We start from the raw sequence: 16,171 nt of genomic DNA on the forward strand, positions 1-16,171 counted from the left end.
TCATGTGGTAGTACTATTAGACTGTTTACTGAATTTTACTTGTTGCTTATTGTCATATCATGTATGATGTTTTGGACAATATAGGAAACACAACATACTAAACACGTAAGGAGAAGATCCAATTGTCTAACCCGTCTAACCCGTCTAACCCGTTTAACCCGCAATACAATCAACAAGGAGCACCATCCAGACCAGCACCTGTTTACCCGCCACCTGTTTCATTCAAGGAGTGGATGATTAGTTTACTCCTGATGGCTATACCGGTAGTTGGACTTGTTATGCTGTTTGTGTGGGCTTTTAGCGGCTCGACAAATCCGAGCAAAGCGAACTACGCTAAGGCAGGCCTGCTATGGGCTGCTATTGTAATTGTGATCTATATCATTATGGCTGTTGCTCTATTGCCTGCTATCATAAGCTCATTGAATTCCAGCAGCTACTATTGATTTCAAGTACATAGCAAAATAACCTTCTGATGAATCCAATTGAACCATCAGAAGGTCTTTAAACTAAACTGCCGATCCTGTCGGCAGTTTTTGTTTGATCTCTTTCACTTTACTTGTACCAAAGATCATCTGTTTGCAGTTCCTGTAGACTGCTCAAAAACGATTTTGAGTTATTGACATAAAGTTCGGTATCGATATAGTACAGCTTTTTATCATGTAAGTGGTCCGGTGTGCGCTCAACCTGCTCCTCAAACAACTGATGAATCGTTTTCTCCCGTGGGTAATCCGCTAACATACCGTGTAACATGCTCAACTTCATCTCCTTCTCCTGTCAGCCATAATCCGGATATTACAATAGGTTGGGGATTTAACTGGAAAAAAAGAAATGACATCAGAGCTTGTTTTTCGACTGATAATTTCTTTAAAATAAGTATATAGCTACTTCTTGCTCTACAATAAATACCACAGATTGGTTACTCGACTGGAGGAAAAGAAATGACATCGGAGTGGCAGAGACTACAGACCAAACTGCCGGAATGGGTAGAACAAAGCCGTCATGAGTATATTCATGGCAAGGTAGCAGCTTATATTCCCGAACTGTCCAAGGCCCCGGCCGACGCGCTGGGTATTGTGGTCATGAACGGTGCGGGTGAGACCGTGGTAGCCGGAGATACGGAAATCCAATTTACGATGCAAAGCATCTCAAAGGTATTTACGCTCATTCTGGCCTTGATGGATAATGGAGAGGACGTTGTCTTCTCTAAGGTAGGTATGGAGCCTACCGGAGACCGTTTTAATTCCATGCTAAAGTTAGAACTAGTCGAGCCGGGGATTCCATTTAACCCACTGATTAATGCCGGAGCAATCGCGGTCTCCTCTCTGATTCGCGGAAACAGTCCAGAAGAGAGATTTGCCCGTGTTCTTCAATTTTTCCGTCTGCTTACTCATAATAACACATTGGAATATGATCAGGATGTCTACGATTCAGAATCAGCCACAGGCCATTTGAACCGTTCCCTTGCTTATTTTCTAATGGAAAAGGGGATTTTAAGAGGTCATGTGGAGGATGTGCTTGACGTCTATTTCAGACATTGTGCTGTCAAATTAAACTGTACAGATTTAGCACGTATGGGACTCATACTAGCCTACAACGGCCGTGATCCGATCACAGGTATACCTTTGATCCCCCGTCGCTATGTACAGATCGCCAAAACATTTATGACAACATGCGGTATGTATGACGCCTCTGGTGAATTTGCCATTCAAGTCGGACTCCCTGCCAAAAGCGGCGTATCTGGCAGTATAATGACGATGGTACCCGGACGATACGGCATCGGGCTAGTGGGGCCTTCATTGAATCGTATGGGCAACAGTACAGCGGGTGTACACTTGCTGGAGACAATGTCCCGGGATTTGGATTGGAGCTTGTTTTAGTATATAAAAAAGGGTATTCCTAGCCTGTACGGCCTATAGGAATACCCTTTTCTTTTATGATCCTGCTATGTTAATTAGTTTGACCACGAACCAGTTTGATTTGAATGCGGAACGGGTCGGCCACATACAGGGCCCCATCACGTTCTTGCAATCCATAACCTGCCGCAGTCAAACGAGCAGTAATGGCATCCAATTCTTGTTGGTTTGGAACAATCAATTCAAAATAATCCAATCCAGCAGCCTCCTCGGGAGCTGGTGGTGCTCCTTCTCCTGCCCATATATTCAAGCCCATATGGTGGTGGTAACCACCTGCGGAAACGAACAAGGCTGAAGATCCATATCGGCATGTAATGTCAAAGCCAAGCACATCGCGATAAAATTGCTGTGCAGTGAGCAAATTAGATACATGGAAGTGAACGTGCCCAATTACCGTTCCCTGCGGCAGTCCCTGCCAAGGTAAATTTTCAGAAATGGCAATCAGGTCTTCTGCATCCACAGGGTCTGTTCCCATCATGTAAAATCCATCTGCATCTTTTTTCCACTGATCCCGAGGACGATCCGCATAGATTTCAATCCCGTTATTATCGGGATCGTGGATGTATAGTGCTTCACTTACATCATGGTCTCCCTGTCCGATTTCAATCTCATGAGCCAGCAGATTACGCAAAGACAGACCCAGAGCTACACGGTTCGGCAGGAGAATAGCAAAGTGATACAATCCGGCTGCGGACTGGCGCGGCAGAATAACTGCATTTTCAATATGGTTAAGGATCAGTAGCGTATGCTTTCCGTCAACAGTCAATTCAGCGGTATCCGCTGTTTGACGCAGAAGCTTTAAACCAACGACCTCAGTGTAAAAATGAATAGAACGCTCCAAGTTACTAACTTTTAATGAAACCTGCCCTATTTTAGTGTTGTCATGAATATGTGCTGTCATGAGATTTCCCTCTTTCTACATGGATTGGAGGACTAAGGCTGAAACGAAATTTATTGTTCTGTTGATCCACGACGGCTGAATAAAGAATCTAGAGACAAGCGAGTTGTCGGTGCAAACACGAGATGAAGAGCTACCAGAATAAAAGCAATATCCAGCTCATAGCCAGCGCCTTGACCATTCCCCATCAACCCGCCGGACAATTTGGCTGTGAAAATGGCACCGATCAATACAATAACTAAAAGTCCGGATACATAGCGAGTAAGCAATCCAAGAATTAATGCAATCCCGCCGACCAATTCAATCACCGCAACGACATAACCTAAAAATCCTGGGACGCCAATGCTGGAAAACCAGCCTGCAACATTACCCAACCCCATTTGGAATTTAGCAATTCCATGTACCAAAAACAAAATTCCGAGCGCCACCCGCATAATTGTAGAAACATTTCTGCTTGCTGAACTCATGTTTATCTCTCCATTCTGTTTGTTTATTACACTCATACAAGCGTATATGAATAATTAATTTATATTACTAATAATTTGGTTAAAAAAATATTAACGTCCGAATCTATACTACAACACATAACGGTGAATCAAACTCAAATTATTAGTAATAGTAATAATTATTTTGTAATGTGAATTTAGCACAAGAAACTATAGTCTGTCAACAAGTTATTTGGTATGATGAATAATAAATTAGTATACATTATATTTTCTAAAAGGAGGAACGCTCAATGGGTATAGGATGCAACATTCGCGCCGCTCGTAAACGTAAAAATTTATCCATCCAGCAAATATGCGAACGAACCGGTCTATCTCAAGGGTTTATGAGTCAAGTAGAAAATAATAAAACCTCCCCTTCCATCGCTACATTGGACAGCATCGCTAATGCGCTGAACGTACCTCTCGCTTTTCTGCTTCTTAAAGAAGAGGAACGAATGCAAGTGATTCGCAAAGATGAGCGCCGTAAAACGTTGTATGGTAAAAACAAGCTCCAGGTCGATCATTTAGGTGGTCAGGGTAACGTCAAAATGATGTTGGTGGACATGCCGCCAGGCTCATCCACTGAAGAAGAACATGCCCATGCAGGGGATGAGATTCATTTTATTTTGGAGGGTACGGTATACGTAGAGCAAGGTGAGGATTCAGCTACTCTGGAAGCAGGAGATTCCTTTAGCTGGAGAGCAGCCATCCCCCACTATGCCAAAAATATAGGAGAAAACAACGCGCGTATTCTGATCTCCGTGTTTCTCGAAGCAGAAAATGACGCCTAAACAAGATTTGAGTATATCACAATATCAATTACCCATTTCATTGCAAAAAGCGTGTACCGGGGAAGTTACATTAACTTCAACGATACACGCTTTTTTGTAGTAGCTGTTTAACTCATCTTATTCAATCGCCTGCTGGGCATCTGTACGCGATTCCCACGGCAGCTTGAAGGTTTTCATGATCTGCTTGGCATTGGCTGGGAGTCCGCTTACCGGATCACCCGTCGTACCCAACAGCTCTTCTTTTTTATCTGTAGTAATACGCCCATAATAAGTAGAGCTGCTGTCCCCCCATCCTGTAGTATACTCGTAGATCAGCGGCTTATTTAATTTCGGATAGGTTCCCCACTGATCTTTGGCTTTATTGGCCAAAAACAGCTCCAGTGGATCGTATTCCATCGTAAAGGTTTTATCAAAGGGAGCTCCCACATACCCTTCATAGGTAACAATCGGAAAACCGTCCTTCACTTCAACCAGACTCAGCACATCCCCGTTCACTGTAAAATACCGCAATGCTTCGCCTTGGGGGAACATATAGACACTGGACAGCAACTCAGTGTTAGGACGGTGTGCTTCTATATAAGGATGGACAGAACGTCTTTGTAAGTGGATTAACGCTTCACGTGCTGCCACGAGATCTCCCTCATATATTTGTTCTTTTAGTTTACCGTAAATCGGTGGCTGGATCTGAATCTGTGTATTTGTCTTCTCCAACGTGTAACCTAAATCAAGCGATAGATTCTCTAAGAGGCACATAAACGTCTTTACCTACAACCTCAAAGGTAAGCTGCTGCTTGTTCTTAGGGAATCGCTCCTTAAGAACTAAGGGTTCTGCCCACTTTTGCAGCGTGACCTGCTTTTTTTTAGCATCCCAATGGTAGCTTGCACCCACAGCTTCAGCGAAAGGTTTAAGCGGTACCATGAGCTTACCGTCAATCAATAGAGATTTGGTCTTGTTGTTTAAAGGTTGACCGGCTATAACAATATCTGTTAACTGTGTTGATTGAGGTGCTGTGGTTCCCTGTTCAGCCGCTTTGGCTTCTCCTTGGTGCAATGTTGTCAAGAGTAATGGTAGCATCAACAAGGCGACGAACAATCGTTGAAATCCTGTTCGATCTAGCTTCATGATGAGTCTCCGTTCACTTAATAGACTTGTTTATTCCGGCTCTATCTCTTTTTGGCTGCATCAATGTCTCCAGGTCTCATCCCTGCCCATATGTTCGGAATGCTGACGGTCTCTGGATGCTCAAATACGAGAAACGCAGTCGGCAAATATCGTTCTCCGTATTCAGAGGAAGGCTTGTTGACAATGGTGTTATCCTTGACGAGCACCGTTGATGAACCTCCATCCAGATTAGCACCGATAACCGCTCCATGCTTAAGTAAAATATTTTGCATATCATACAAGTTGGCACCTATGCTGTACCCAGGCTGGCGACCGTCGACGGTTACGAAAAGGATTGCCCCGTCTGCTCTCTGTCCCATCGCGGTACGGGGAGCAATGCCCCATCCCTCACTTGCATTGCGAATCAGACCTTTTCCATTCACAATTAGGCGTGGTTGGAAAGTAACCGCTTCTTGCACATTCATTTTGGACAACTCGGACAACGAATAGTGACCGGCTATCATTTTTCCCTGTTTATCAATACCTACGATTTGAACAGAGGCATTTTTACCCATATCGTTGTAGTATATTTGGCCCTGAGAAATGACAACACCAATCGGTTTAAAGCCATTCCCGTTCCAGTTGGGATCAGCGAATCCACCGCCATTTACACCAGCAACGGCCCCCAAACGCTCGACCATGCTAGATACATGTTCTCCCCGGCCGACTTTAGCAGGGACCCCGAGCCTAATTTTAGTAGGGTCATGCACCGTCATAACATAGCCATGATAGTTACGTCCCGACACCTCTTCCACTTCAACCAACGGCGTTTGTTGTACTTTAGTAGGTACCAGATCAGGCAGATTGATTGTATGTCTATCCTTTTCCTCACCCATTTCTTTGAACCGGGCCGAATATTCAGCCACGCGCTTCTTCGCCTCTGCTTCACCGATAAAATATTTCGCCCAGTGACGGTGCTGAGTCGTTATCAGCGTGTCCGCAGCCAAATAGCGCATGTCCTTGCCAGATGGGGTTAAAAACAGCCATGCACCACCCCCGATTCCCGCCAACAGGAATACAATAAAAAGTCGCATCATAAAGCGACCAAATCTTCCTTTTCGTTTCTTTTTCTTATTTTTCTGCCTGCGAGCTGCTGCACGCTGTGGCAAGACTTCCGGTTTCATACATCATCTCTCCTGTTTGGTGACTTCTATCGTATTTCTTCACTATTGCCCATCAAATGATCAGTAGCGATAGGCTGCGACATCTAACGACAATATCATAAACTAATTTTGTAGAATGATAGTGTCAATTTTTTAACAGATTCATCCACTCTGAACAAGAATACAGCAAAAAGCCCTTCACATAAATGTGAAGGACTGTAAATATAGAGGTGATATCCTATTTACGGAGCAGCCTCCGGTTCAAGCAACATGAACAGCTCTTTCATCTGCTGTCGCTTGAGTTTGGGACTAAGCACGTACAAAGTATCGCCTGGTTCAATCACGGTCGTGCCTCTCGGGGCAATAATTTGCTCGTTCCGAATAATGGCTGTGAATAAGATGTCTTCAGGCAGCTGTATATCCTGAATCGCCTTGCCCGCTATCGACATCCCCTTTTGTACCTGAATGTGGTTGATTTCCGAAGTGGTTTTTCCCAGAGAAACTAATTCCAGCAGTGAAGGCGACGATGTCTCGTTAGGGTCCATCAAGCCAAGCTTCACTGCTAGCCACGAGATCGTGGTACCTTGAATAACCGCAGAAGTGAGCACGACGAAAAATACGACATTAAAAAACAAAGGTCCTACATCCATTTCGTCCAGTAATGGATAAGTTGCTAGTACAATGGGTACCGCTCCCCGCAGTCCTGCCCAGGATAACAGTGTCTTCTCGCGAACAGAGTACCTGGAAAAAAGCAAGCTTAGGAACACGCCTATTGGACGAGCCACGAGCATGAGGATGAAGGATAGCGCCAAGCTTTGCCACGCAATACCCAGCAATTGATCGGGAAAGACCAACAGGCCGAGCAGGACAAACATCATAATTTGCACCATCCAGGCGAAGCCATTGTTAAAATGAATGATGGATCGCTTGTAGGTCAAGTCGGAATTTCCCAATACAATGGCCATGACGTACACAGCCAGCAATCCGCTTGCCTCCAGTAACGATGCCGCCGCATACGTCAAGACCGCAAATGCCAGTGCCATTACAGGATACAAACCGGATGAATCAAAATTCATTTTATTAATCGCATACACACCTAAGCGTCCGAGTACAAAACCAACGGCTAAACCAAAACCCATTTCCCATAAAAACAACAAGATATGTATCCAAATGGATTGCTCAGGGTGATGTATCAGCTCAATCAAGGTTACTGTGAGAAATACAGCCATCGGGTCATTACTTCCGGATTCCGCTTCAAGCGTCGAGGTAATTCGCTTTTTGATGTTTTTACCTCCTAAAACGGAAAACACAGCTGCCGCATCCGTCGACCCGACAATAGCGCCAAACAGCATGGATTCCATCCAGCTTACGCCTAAAATAAACTTGGCACAGACGCCAATGACTACAGTCGTAATGATGACCCCGAGCGTTGATAATGACAGCGCAGGTCGAATTACTGGCTTAATATCTGCAAACTTTGTCTGCATCCCGCCCTCAAACAAGATTACAATGAGCGCGAGAATGCCCACCAGCTGTGTGATAAAGGCATTATCAAAATAAATAAACTGACTGAGCACCATGCCTACAGCAATAAACAAAACGAGCGCAGGCATACCGAAACGGCTGGAAAACTTGGTAGTCAGCACACCGACCAGCAGCAAGCCGGACAGCAAAAGCACAATCAAATTAATCACGGTTGTCTGTTCCATACGGCTTCTCCTATCTTGAGAAATAAATGTTCATTTTTTCGCCTTCTAACTATATACCCTCAAATCACACAGAATACTAATCTTAGGTAAAAAAAATAGGAGAAAATTAAAAAAAACAGCTCATGGTCTGTGCTAAATTGGCACTCCATAAGCTGGTCTGTCATTTTTATAGGTGTTAGGCTGCGAAAATCGTTGTGCTTTAGGCTTTAGGATGAATCATATGCGCAGGTACAACATATTCGTCGAATTGCTCTTCAGTCAGCAGTCCACTACGGAGTGCTGCTTCCTTTAAAGACAGTCCCTCTGCATGTGCAAGTTTGGCGATTTTAGCGGCATTTTCATATCCGATATATGGATTCAATGCTGTTACCAACATCAGTGAATTATTCAAATTGTGCTCAATCTTGGCGAGATCGGGCTCGATGCCAACGGCACAGTTGTCATTAAAAGCAATGATGGAATCGGCCAGCAGATGAACAGATTGCAAAAAGTTGTATATGATTACTGGCTTAAACACATTCAGTTCAAAATTACCTTGACTTGCTGCAAAGCCGATAGCTGCATCATTACCCATGACTTGTGTAACGACCATCGTCAATGCTTCACTCTGTGTCGGATTTACCTTACCCGGCATAATGGAGCTCCCTGGCTCGTTAGCAGGAATCGTGATTTCCCCCAAGCCGCTCCGCGGACCACTAGCCAGCCAGCGAACATCGTTGGCAATTTTCATCAAGTCCGCAGCTAGCGCTTTGATTGCTCCATGTACAGCCACCACTTCATCGTGACTGGTCAGCGCATGAAATTTATTAGGTGCAGAAGTGAACGTTTTGCCAGTGAAGCCGGAAATTTCCGCAGAGGTCCGGGATCCAAACTCTGGATGAGCATTAATTCCTGTGCCCACTGCTGTTCCGCCAATCGCCAACTCCTTCATATATTGAACCATGTCGACGATCATTCGCTTGCTTTTGTCCAGCATGGCATACCAGCCGCTGATTTCCTGACCCAGTGTAAGCGGTGTCGCATCCTGCAAATGGGTTCGACCAATTTTGATAATATCCTTGAACTGTTCTGACTTCTGTTGAAAAGTCTCTTTCAGCTTATCAATGGCAGGCAACAAACGCTCCTCGACAGCAATGACACCCGCTACATGAAGCGCTGTAGGAAATGTATCATTTGAGCTTTGCGACATATTCACATCGTCATTCGGATGCAGCTTCGCCTCTTTTCCCTGTTCTTGTAACCATTGGCTGCCTAGATGAGCAATCACTTCATTGACATTCATATTGGACTGCGTACCGCTCCCTGTCTGCCATACAACCAATGGGAAATGGTCATCGACTCGTCCAGCTAGAATTTCATCCGCTGCATAAATAATGGCATCCTGTTTTTCCTGAGATAGCTTACCCAACTTATAATTGCTGATCGCCGCACTCTTTTTGAGTACCGCGAACGCCTGAATGACCTCTAATGGCATTTTCTCCGAGCCAATCGGGAAATTTTCCTTGCTGCGCTGTGTTTGCGCTCCCCATAAACGGTCTGCCGGTACTTTGATTTCGCCCAACGTATCCTTTTCAATGCGGTAGTTCAACTCATTTCCTCCTCTTGGCCTATGTAATTCAGACAAAATATGGTGATCTTCTTTGCCTATTATACATTAAATTTCAAATGTTATCATATATTTTGCAAGCGCTTTTTTACGATAAGGTTAGAGGAGATAGAGAAAAATTCAGCAATGAGCTTGAATACCAGCCTCAGCTAATGGTGATGTTTCTTTTGGCATGGACTTCTTTTCTGCCCAGCAGCTTGTTTAGCGCGTCGATATAAGCTTTAGCGCTAGCTTCCAAAATATCTGTACTTGTACCTCTTCCCAGTGCTGTGTGCTCACCTTGCCTCAAAATAGCGTGGACTTCCCCCAACGCATCTTTGCCATACGTTACAGACTGAATGGAGTAATCCTCCAACTCCACCACTTCACCACTAGCCTTGTCAATCGCATGGAAAATCGCATCTACAGAACCATTACCCATCGCAACTTCATCAATTGATGTGCCATCTTGATTATTCAGCCGTATAGAGGCGACTGGAACCGACTGATTACCATAGGACACCTGAATGGATTTCAGTGTGTAAATTTGAGGTGAGGCATTGCGGCTTTCATCCATCAGGACGAGCAAATCCTCATCCAAAACCTGTTTTTTCTTATCCGCCAAGGCTTTGAATTTGCGGAATGCATCTTGAAGCTGTTCCTCTGTCAAAACATCAAACCCCATGTCCGCCAGTTTTTCCTTAAACGCATGACTTCCCGAATGCTTGCCTAATACAAGTTTACTGGTCTTCAAACCAATGCGCTCAGGCGACACGATCTCGTAGGTTGTACGCTCCTTCAGCATTCCGTCCTGGTGTATACCGGACTCATGCGCAAATGCATTAGCCCCAACAATAGCCTTGTTCCCCGGTACCGACATTCCAGTACGTTTGCTTACCAGTCGGCTGGTAGCATACAGTTCCTCCAAAACCAGACTCGTTTGTGCACCATAGAGATCGGTTCTCGTGTCAAGGGCCAGTGCGACCTCCTCGATAGGTGTATTTCCGGCTCGCTCACCGATGCCATTAATGGTACCTTCAAATTGATCCACACCGTTACGGATAGCTGCCAGCGTATTAGCTGTTGCCATCCCAAGATCATCATGACAGTGTGTGCTAAGCTGTATTTTTTCAATACCTGGTACTTGTTGTTTTACGATTCTAAACATTTCTCCAAATTGATCTGGCGAGGCATATCCCACCGTATCCGGCAAGTTGACGACGGTCGCCCCAGCATGAATTGCCATATCTACAACTTCACAAATAAAGTCCAACTCGGTACGACTGGCATCCTCTGCCGAAAATTCTACCTTGCTAAAATACTTGCGTCCATAACGAATGGCAGCGGCAACGGTCTCTAATACCTTCGCTTTATCCATTCGTAGCTTATGCTGGCGATGAATAGGTGAGGTAGCCAGGAACAAGTGAAGACAAGCGTCCTCCGCTCCCCGTAGAGCTTCTCTGACCGCATCTATATCCTGCTCTTTCGAGCGTGCAAAACCAACCAGTGTTGCTTGGGTGACCTGTTTGGCAATTTCCTTCATGCTGATAATCTCACCAGGTGAGGTTGCTGGAAAGCCAGTTTCAATCCGATCTACGCCTAATTTTTGAAGCTGAAGAGCGATTTCCACCTTTTCTGTGCTGGTTAAGCTAACTCCTGGTGATTGTTCTCCATCTCTTAACGTTGTGTCCAACACCCATATTTTGCGCATACAGATACCACCTTTGGTTTGATTTTAGGAGATGCTCAAAGTAGAAGGTTTATACATCATTTCATTCATCTGATCATCTGATGTTTAGGGTTAAAAAAATTAGGAACTTCCCATATGCTTTTGCAGCTCCAGCTTGGTGCCGTCCAAATGCTGAATACTATATAGCTCTGCAGCCTTACCATCCTGATCCAAAATCGCTTCATAAATTTTTTCATGCTGAAGTGTAAAATGATTTGGCATCGCCGGATCGGTAATCAGATTGCTTAGCGCCTTGCGAATAGCCTCTACAAAGCTGCGGTATACGTCCGTAAGCACCTTATTGCCTGTAGCTGCTGCAACAGCCAAGTGAAAAGTGATATCCGCATCCAAGTACCCATCCATATCTCCAGCGGCCAATGTCGCAGCTCGACGGTCCAGCGCCTCCCGCATCAAGCGTAAGTCTTCATCATTACGACGTAACGCAGCTAATCTGGCAATCTCCAGTTCCAGCACACTCCGCACTTCATAAACCTCAATAATTTCAGCGCGGCTAAGTCGGTAATCCAATGGTTCTTGAGAAGTCGTCGGTTGGCAGACAAAGGTTCCGTGTCCTTGCTTTTTCTCTAATAGACCGGCATGCACCAGAACGCTAACCGCCTCACGAACTGTAGATCGCCCGACTCCAAATAGCTTCATAAGCTCGGGCTCGGTTGGAATCCTAGTGCCCACGTTCCATTCACCAGCAGCAATTTTTCGTTGCAGCTGCTCAGCCACTTCATCAGCAATTTGCTTGCGTTTGACGGCTTGAAAAGGCACCATTTCATAATTCATCTGATCATCTCCTGTTTCGTATCATACTATGATATATTACGTTTCTGCAACCTAAATTCCTCTTCTCCTACCCTATGATCTTCTAAATGTAAGCATACCAGCCCAAAAAGCCTGCACCGTTCACCACGATGCAAGCTTATTCGGATAAAGAACATATTAAGATTTCGTTTTATTCGGAGTAACACAATACAGACGGCTGGTTGTTTCAAAAATATGACCCGGAGCCAGTGCAATTAACCCAATGTCTTCCGCAGGCAAGTCTGGTCGATTCGGTGCATTGATCATGTTCATTTGCGGTTCAGGACAGATGAATTCCTGGCTCGCTTTGTTGTTCCAGATCATCCAGTGCTTATAAGCAGTGCCTACATCGTATACAAGGGTAGCACCTGTCTTACTGTGGGTGAGTTCCATGTAGTTACGTCCATTTTGCGGAGCCGCCGTATAATGATTATCCATAGAGGCAAAATAAGGACTAACTCCTGTTGTCTTCATTAGTTCCTCTTCCGGTGATAATGGTTGGAACTGTCCAGTGGCCAATAACCGATCTGTCAGCTCACGCCGCTCACCGATCGTAACCTTAATCTTGTAATCCTCAGGCGAGCTATCAGGTACAAACGGTACCCGAATGGCTGTGTGAAAGGCAAACAGGTTGGGAATCGGCTGATCCCCCTCGTTATGGATCACATAACGCTGATGCAAGCCAAATTCGTCAAGGCTGTACGTTAGCTTCATCGTAAAGGTGAAGGGTAGATAACGGAACATGGGATGCCCTTCCCTTACATGCTGATTCATTACCACATAACTACCTTGCTCCCCGGAACCGTAGTCCTCAACCTCCCACCGAACGGTGTGTAAAAAGCCGTGCAAATGGTTATGGGTAGCCTCTTCATTAATTGGCAGCTCATATGTAACACCATTCCACAGGAATTTTCCATCCTCATACCGATTTGGAGGGAACAGAAAAGGAATTCCGTAAACGGATGGGCTTTGCTTGAATGCCTCTATGCTCTCAGCATCCGGCTCACGTAGAAAAGAATATCCCGTTTCATTGTCACGAAAAGAAATCAGATTTGCGCCATTTCCTGGCAGGGCAACCGCTTCATATCGTCCAAATTTAAGACGAATCGCCGGTATTCCATAATAAAGATCACCAATTGCAGTATGCTGTTGTGTCATCAAAAATCCTCCTTGATGAAATGACGATGTTTAATGAAAGCGTTTAGCTTTTGGCTTGACTATACCATGCCCAGCAAAAAAATTCCACGTCCACACAAAAAAACGATGCCCCGTAAGGCATCGTCCTTCACACATATTACACATAACGTCCCTGTTTGGGTACTGCCATGTGTTCAAAATTTCCAGCCAGCTGTTCCAACTGATCAGTCAGCTCGTTACCTTGCATGAAATGTCCATGCCCTGTAACTGCAATTGCAGGCTTTAAGCCGGCTAACATCCTCACTGACCGCTGTGCAGCTTGCCAATCTGTTGTAAAATACGCAGGCGGTCCGTGGATTTCTTTTTCCTGTAAAAGCACAGCCAAGGCCGATTCCTGCTTTACTGTGATAAAAGCGTCACCAGCCACCATTAAGCGTCTCCGCTCATGAAAAAGCGATACATGACCAGGCGTATGTCCTGGTGTATGCAGCCACTTCCAACCTGGGGCGCCGGGGACACTGCCATCTTGGGGCAAGGAGGTGATGCGATCATCGAGATCTATAGCATCATTGGGGTACAAGAAGGAAATTCCCGACATCAAGCCTCCCCCCACACTAGGGTCAGGTTTCTGATAATCCTTCATTCCCGTCAAATAAGGTAATTCCAAAGGGTGTGCATAAACAGGTGTACCCCAATGTTGTACCAACTCAATAACCGAGCCTACATGGTCAAAATGACCGTGAGTAAGCACAATAGCAACCGGAGGACCCTTAAACCTTTCCTCAGCCAGGCGTATAATCGAGTCTGTGAATCCTGCCATCCCCGTATCCACCAGCACCCAGGATCGGCTTCCCGGTTCTCCGATAAAACACACATTTACAAACAGCGTCCGTAAGCTCAGGAGATCGGGAGCAGCCTCTTCATTTACCGTCATTCCTTCGGTGAACAGATGATTTGCCAAAGCTTCACCCTCCTATTCACATGGAATTTCCTGTTATACTCGACCTTTAGGCTTCCCCCATGTCAGCAGATTATGCGGACACTGCTAAATATAATCCGCTTGTCACGAAAATAGACCATGTTTACATTACTCGGGTAATTTACTCCATGCCGCATCCAGCAAATAGTCGAAAAGATCATCGTTCTCTTCAATCCAGCTATCCATCTGTAGCATCTCTTCCTCCAAGCGTGGCTCTCCTGCAAAATGGAGACTATAATCCCACTCCTTTCCCTTTTTACTGTGGAAGGTGATTTCATATATAGAACTCTGTCCGTCTACTCCGAATACCACTTGGCCTAAATAGGCACCGTTCTCATCTCTTGTCATTTGTGCCTGCTGAATATGTACTTCTTTCAATTCCTGAGAAGAATTTTGCTCTGTCATTTATTTATCCGCCCTTTCATTTTTCACTAAAAAGTACCAAAACTGATTTGTGAACCTTTTCGTTACATTGTACAATATATAAGCTATGTGTGGAATTTGCAAAAAAACTGTGCGAATTACCCTATTCTTATTTGAGGCTTTTTCGTGAAATGGAGGAAAGTTACATGTCAGATTTTCAACAAAAATTGCAGAAATATGCGGAATTAGCCGTTCGAGTGGGCGCCAATGTCCAACCAGGGCAGACACTTATCGTTCATGCGCCAATCTTGTCCGCCGAACTCGTACGACTTATCGTTAAATCAGCGTATACTGTCGGAGCCAAACTGGTAAAAGTAAAATGGAGTGATGAAACGGTTACCCGATTACAGTATGAACTAGCTCCTGATGAAACTTTTAATATCGCTCCCAAATGGTACGCAGCCGAAATGACTGAAGAAGTCGAAAATGGCGCTGCAGTGCTCCATGTCATTGCCGAGAATCCTGATTTGCTTCAAGGGATTCCGTCCAGCAGAATTACCGCTGCCCAGCGCGTGCGATCACATGAATTACGGCAATATCGTGAATACCAAATGGCTGACAAGTTCAGCTGGTCTCTGATTGCTTATCCTTCAGCAGAATGGGCAGCCAAAGTGTTCCCTGATCTGCCAGCTTCCGAGCAAATGGATAAACTGTGGGAAGCCATTTTCAGCACTGTACGTGTGGATCTGGACAACCCTGTGGAGGCGTGGAATGAGCATTTGAAAACCCTCTCTAGCAAAGCTGACATTTTAAACTCCAAACGCTTTAAAAAGCTGCATTATCTGGCGCCAGGTACAGATCTCACTATCGAACTGGCAAAAGACCATCTATGGGTAGCAGCCGAAAGCGTCAACCAACAGGGGCATACTTTTGTAGCCAACATGCCTACTGAGGAAGTATTTACTGCCCCACTCAAAACGGGAGTAAACGGTAAAGTCAGCAGCACCAAGCCACTCAGCTACAGTGGTAATATCATCGACAACTTCTCATTGACCTTTGAAAATGGACGTATTGTCGACGTACAGGCCGAAACCGGTTTGGAGACTCTCCAGCATCTCGTAGAAATGGACGAAGGTTCACACTACCTGGGCGAGGTTGCGCTCGTGCCTCATAAGTCACCAATCTCTGATAAAAATATTTTATTCTACAATACATTGTTTGATGAAAATGCCTCTAACCATCTGGCTATCGGCAATGCTTATGCATTCAACCTTAAAGGTGGTAAGGATATGACTCAAGAGCAGTTGGCTGCCAACGGTCTGAACTCCAGTCTGACTCACGTCGACTTTATGATTGGTTCAGGTGAAATGGACATCAACGGCGTTACCGAAGACGGTACTGAGGAACCGATCTTCCGCAAAGGAAATTGGGCGATCTAACACGGCAAAAAAGGCTCTCAACGCTTCATGCGGGAGAGCCTTCTTGCTTCATCCTTTAGGCTGTATTA

At 45.1% G+C, this 16,171-nt stretch carries 17 protein-coding genes; 4 read left to right on the forward strand and 13 right to left on the reverse strand.

The window, feature by feature from the left end:
* Positions 1 to 122: 122 nt before the first annotated feature.
* A complete protein-coding gene (locus ACN6NF_RS12670) occupies positions 123 to 443 on the forward strand; it encodes a hypothetical protein (RefSeq protein ID WP_474318030.1) in 321 nt (106 codons plus the stop codon).
* A gap of 109 nt (positions 444 to 552) precedes the next feature.
* On the opposite strand, the gene ACN6NF_RS12675 is transcribed toward ACN6NF_RS12670, so the two are convergent.
* A complete protein-coding gene (locus tag ACN6NF_RS12675; protein ID WP_474318031.1) occupies positions 553 to 762 on the reverse strand; it encodes a hypothetical protein in 210 nt (69 codons plus the stop codon).
* 176 nt (positions 763 to 938) lie between these two features.
* Here ACN6NF_RS12675 and glsA point away from each other — a divergent pair, with 176 nt between their 5' ends.
* Positions 939 to 1,877, forward strand: coding sequence for a glutaminase A (gene glsA, locus ACN6NF_RS12680; protein WP_474318032.1), 939 nt, complete (start codon positions 939 to 941; stop codon positions 1,875 to 1,877).
* 70 nt (positions 1,878 to 1,947) lie between these two features.
* Here glsA and ACN6NF_RS12685 read toward each other — a convergent pair whose 3' ends face one another.
* Both ACN6NF_RS12685 and ACN6NF_RS12690 read right to left on the reverse strand, forming a co-directional pair.
* A complete protein-coding gene (locus ACN6NF_RS12685; protein WP_474318033.1) occupies positions 1,948 to 2,814 on the reverse strand; it encodes a VOC family protein in 867 nt (288 codons plus the stop codon).
* Positions 2,815 to 2,864: 50 nt separating this feature from the next.
* The gene (locus tag ACN6NF_RS12690; RefSeq protein WP_058830848.1) at positions 2,865 to 3,278 is read right to left on the reverse strand and encodes a DoxX family protein; all 414 of its coding nucleotides are present in this window, start codon (positions 3,276 to 3,278) and stop codon (positions 2,865 to 2,867) included.
* Positions 3,279 to 3,547: 269 nt separating this feature from the next.
* Here ACN6NF_RS12690 and ACN6NF_RS12695 point away from each other — a divergent pair, with 269 nt between their 5' ends.
* Positions 3,548 to 4,087, forward strand: coding sequence for a helix-turn-helix domain-containing protein (locus ACN6NF_RS12695; RefSeq protein ID WP_474318034.1), 540 nt, complete (start codon positions 3,548 to 3,550; stop codon positions 4,085 to 4,087).
* Between the two features lie 117 nt (positions 4,088 to 4,204).
* Here the strand turns inward: ACN6NF_RS12695 and ACN6NF_RS12700 are convergent, their stop codons facing one another.
* From ACN6NF_RS12700 to ACN6NF_RS12745, 10 genes are all read right to left on the reverse strand, one after another.
* Positions 4,205 to 4,798, reverse strand: a complete 594-nt coding sequence (locus ACN6NF_RS12700; protein ID WP_474318035.1) for a hypothetical protein — start codon at positions 4,796 to 4,798, stop codon at positions 4,205 to 4,207.
* A 13-nt stretch (positions 4,799 to 4,811) separates the two neighbouring features.
* A complete protein-coding gene (locus ACN6NF_RS12705; protein WP_474318036.1) occupies positions 4,812 to 5,210 on the reverse strand; it encodes a stalk domain-containing protein in 399 nt (132 codons plus the stop codon).
* A gap of 41 nt (positions 5,211 to 5,251) precedes the next feature.
* Positions 5,252 to 6,373 carry a phosphodiester glycosidase family protein gene (locus ACN6NF_RS12710; protein WP_474318037.1) on the reverse strand — a complete coding sequence of 374 codons (1,122 nt, stop codon included), beginning with the start codon at positions 6,371 to 6,373 and terminating at the stop codon, positions 5,252 to 5,254.
* Between the two features lie 221 nt (positions 6,374 to 6,594).
* Positions 6,595 to 8,061, reverse strand: coding sequence for a potassium/proton antiporter (locus ACN6NF_RS12715; protein WP_474318038.1), 1,467 nt, complete (start codon positions 8,059 to 8,061; stop codon positions 6,595 to 6,597).
* 199 nt (positions 8,062 to 8,260) lie between these two features.
* Complete coding sequence (gene fumC, locus ACN6NF_RS12720) at positions 8,261 to 9,649, reverse strand: class II fumarate hydratase (protein WP_474318039.1); 1,389 nt, start codon at positions 9,647 to 9,649, stop codon at positions 8,261 to 8,263.
* A 163-nt stretch (positions 9,650 to 9,812) separates the two neighbouring features.
* Positions 9,813 to 11,357 carry a 2-isopropylmalate synthase gene (locus ACN6NF_RS12725; protein ID WP_474318040.1) on the reverse strand — a complete coding sequence of 515 codons (1,545 nt, stop codon included), beginning with the start codon at positions 11,355 to 11,357 and terminating at the stop codon, positions 9,813 to 9,815.
* Positions 11,358 to 11,456: 99 nt separating this feature from the next.
* Positions 11,457 to 12,167, reverse strand: coding sequence for a FadR/GntR family transcriptional regulator (locus ACN6NF_RS12730; RefSeq protein WP_474318041.1), 711 nt, complete (start codon positions 12,165 to 12,167; stop codon positions 11,457 to 11,459).
* Positions 12,168 to 12,323: 156 nt separating this feature from the next.
* Positions 12,324 to 13,343 (reverse strand): aldose epimerase family protein, encoded by a 1,020-nt coding sequence (locus ACN6NF_RS12735; protein ID WP_474318042.1) that lies wholly within the window; start codon positions 13,341 to 13,343, stop codon positions 12,324 to 12,326.
* A 136-nt stretch (positions 13,344 to 13,479) separates the two neighbouring features.
* Positions 13,480 to 14,283, reverse strand: a complete 804-nt coding sequence (locus ACN6NF_RS12740; protein ID WP_474318043.1) for an MBL fold metallo-hydrolase — start codon at positions 14,281 to 14,283, stop codon at positions 13,480 to 13,482.
* 126 nt (positions 14,284 to 14,409) lie between these two features.
* On the reverse strand, positions 14,410 to 14,706 hold the full coding sequence (locus tag ACN6NF_RS12745; RefSeq protein ID WP_013371376.1) for a hypothetical protein: 297 nt from the start codon (positions 14,704 to 14,706) through the stop codon (positions 14,410 to 14,412).
* 164 nt (positions 14,707 to 14,870) lie between these two features.
* Between ACN6NF_RS12745 and ACN6NF_RS12750 the strand changes: the two genes are divergently transcribed.
* Positions 14,871 to 16,103: an aminopeptidase gene (locus ACN6NF_RS12750; protein ID WP_474318044.1), complete on the forward strand. Its 1,233-nt coding sequence runs from the start codon at positions 14,871 to 14,873 to the stop codon at positions 16,101 to 16,103.
* Positions 16,104 to 16,171: the final 68 nt, after the last annotated feature.

It is taken from the genome of Paenibacillus sp. TSM33 (assembly GCF_056099025.1).

Coding starts and splice junctions, on each gene's coding strand:
- ACN6NF_RS12735 (WP_474318042.1), bottom strand. CDS start 13,343: ATGACACAACAGCATACTGCAATTGGTGATCTTTATTATGGAATACCG.
- ACN6NF_RS12750 (WP_474318044.1), top strand. CDS start 14,871: ATGTCAGATTTTCAACAAAAATTGCAGAAATATGCGGAATTAGCCGTT.
- ACN6NF_RS12710 (WP_474318037.1), bottom strand. CDS start 6,373: ATGAAACCGGAAGTCTTGCCACAGCGTGCAGCAGCTCGCAGGCAGAAA.
- ACN6NF_RS12690 (WP_058830848.1), bottom strand. CDS start 3,278: ATGAGTTCAGCAAGCAGAAATGTTTCTACAATTATGCGGGTGGCGCTC.
- ACN6NF_RS12685 (WP_474318033.1), bottom strand. CDS start 2,814: ATGACAGCACATATTCATGACAACACTAAAATAGGGCAGGTTTCATTA.
- ACN6NF_RS12675 (WP_474318031.1), bottom strand. CDS start 762: ATGAAGTTGAGCATGTTACACGGTATGTTAGCGGATTACCCACGGGAG.
- ACN6NF_RS12715 (WP_474318038.1), bottom strand. CDS start 8,061: ATGGAACAGACAACCGTGATTAATTTGATTGTGCTTTTGCTGTCCGGC.
- ACN6NF_RS12695 (WP_474318034.1), top strand. CDS start 3,548: ATGGGTATAGGATGCAACATTCGCGCCGCTCGTAAACGTAAAAATTTA.
- ACN6NF_RS12730 (WP_474318041.1), bottom strand. CDS start 12,167: ATGAATTATGAAATGGTGCCTTTTCAAGCCGTCAAACGCAAGCAAATT.
- ACN6NF_RS12705 (WP_474318036.1), bottom strand. CDS start 5,210: ATGAAGCTAGATCGAACAGGATTTCAACGATTGTTCGTCGCCTTGTTG.
- ACN6NF_RS12745 (WP_013371376.1), bottom strand. CDS start 14,706: ATGACAGAGCAAAATTCTTCTCAGGAATTGAAAGAAGTACATATTCAG.
- glsA (WP_474318032.1), top strand. CDS start 939: ATGACATCGGAGTGGCAGAGACTACAGACCAAACTGCCGGAATGGGTA.
- ACN6NF_RS12725 (WP_474318040.1), bottom strand. CDS start 11,357: ATGCGCAAAATATGGGTGTTGGACACAACGTTAAGAGATGGAGAACAA.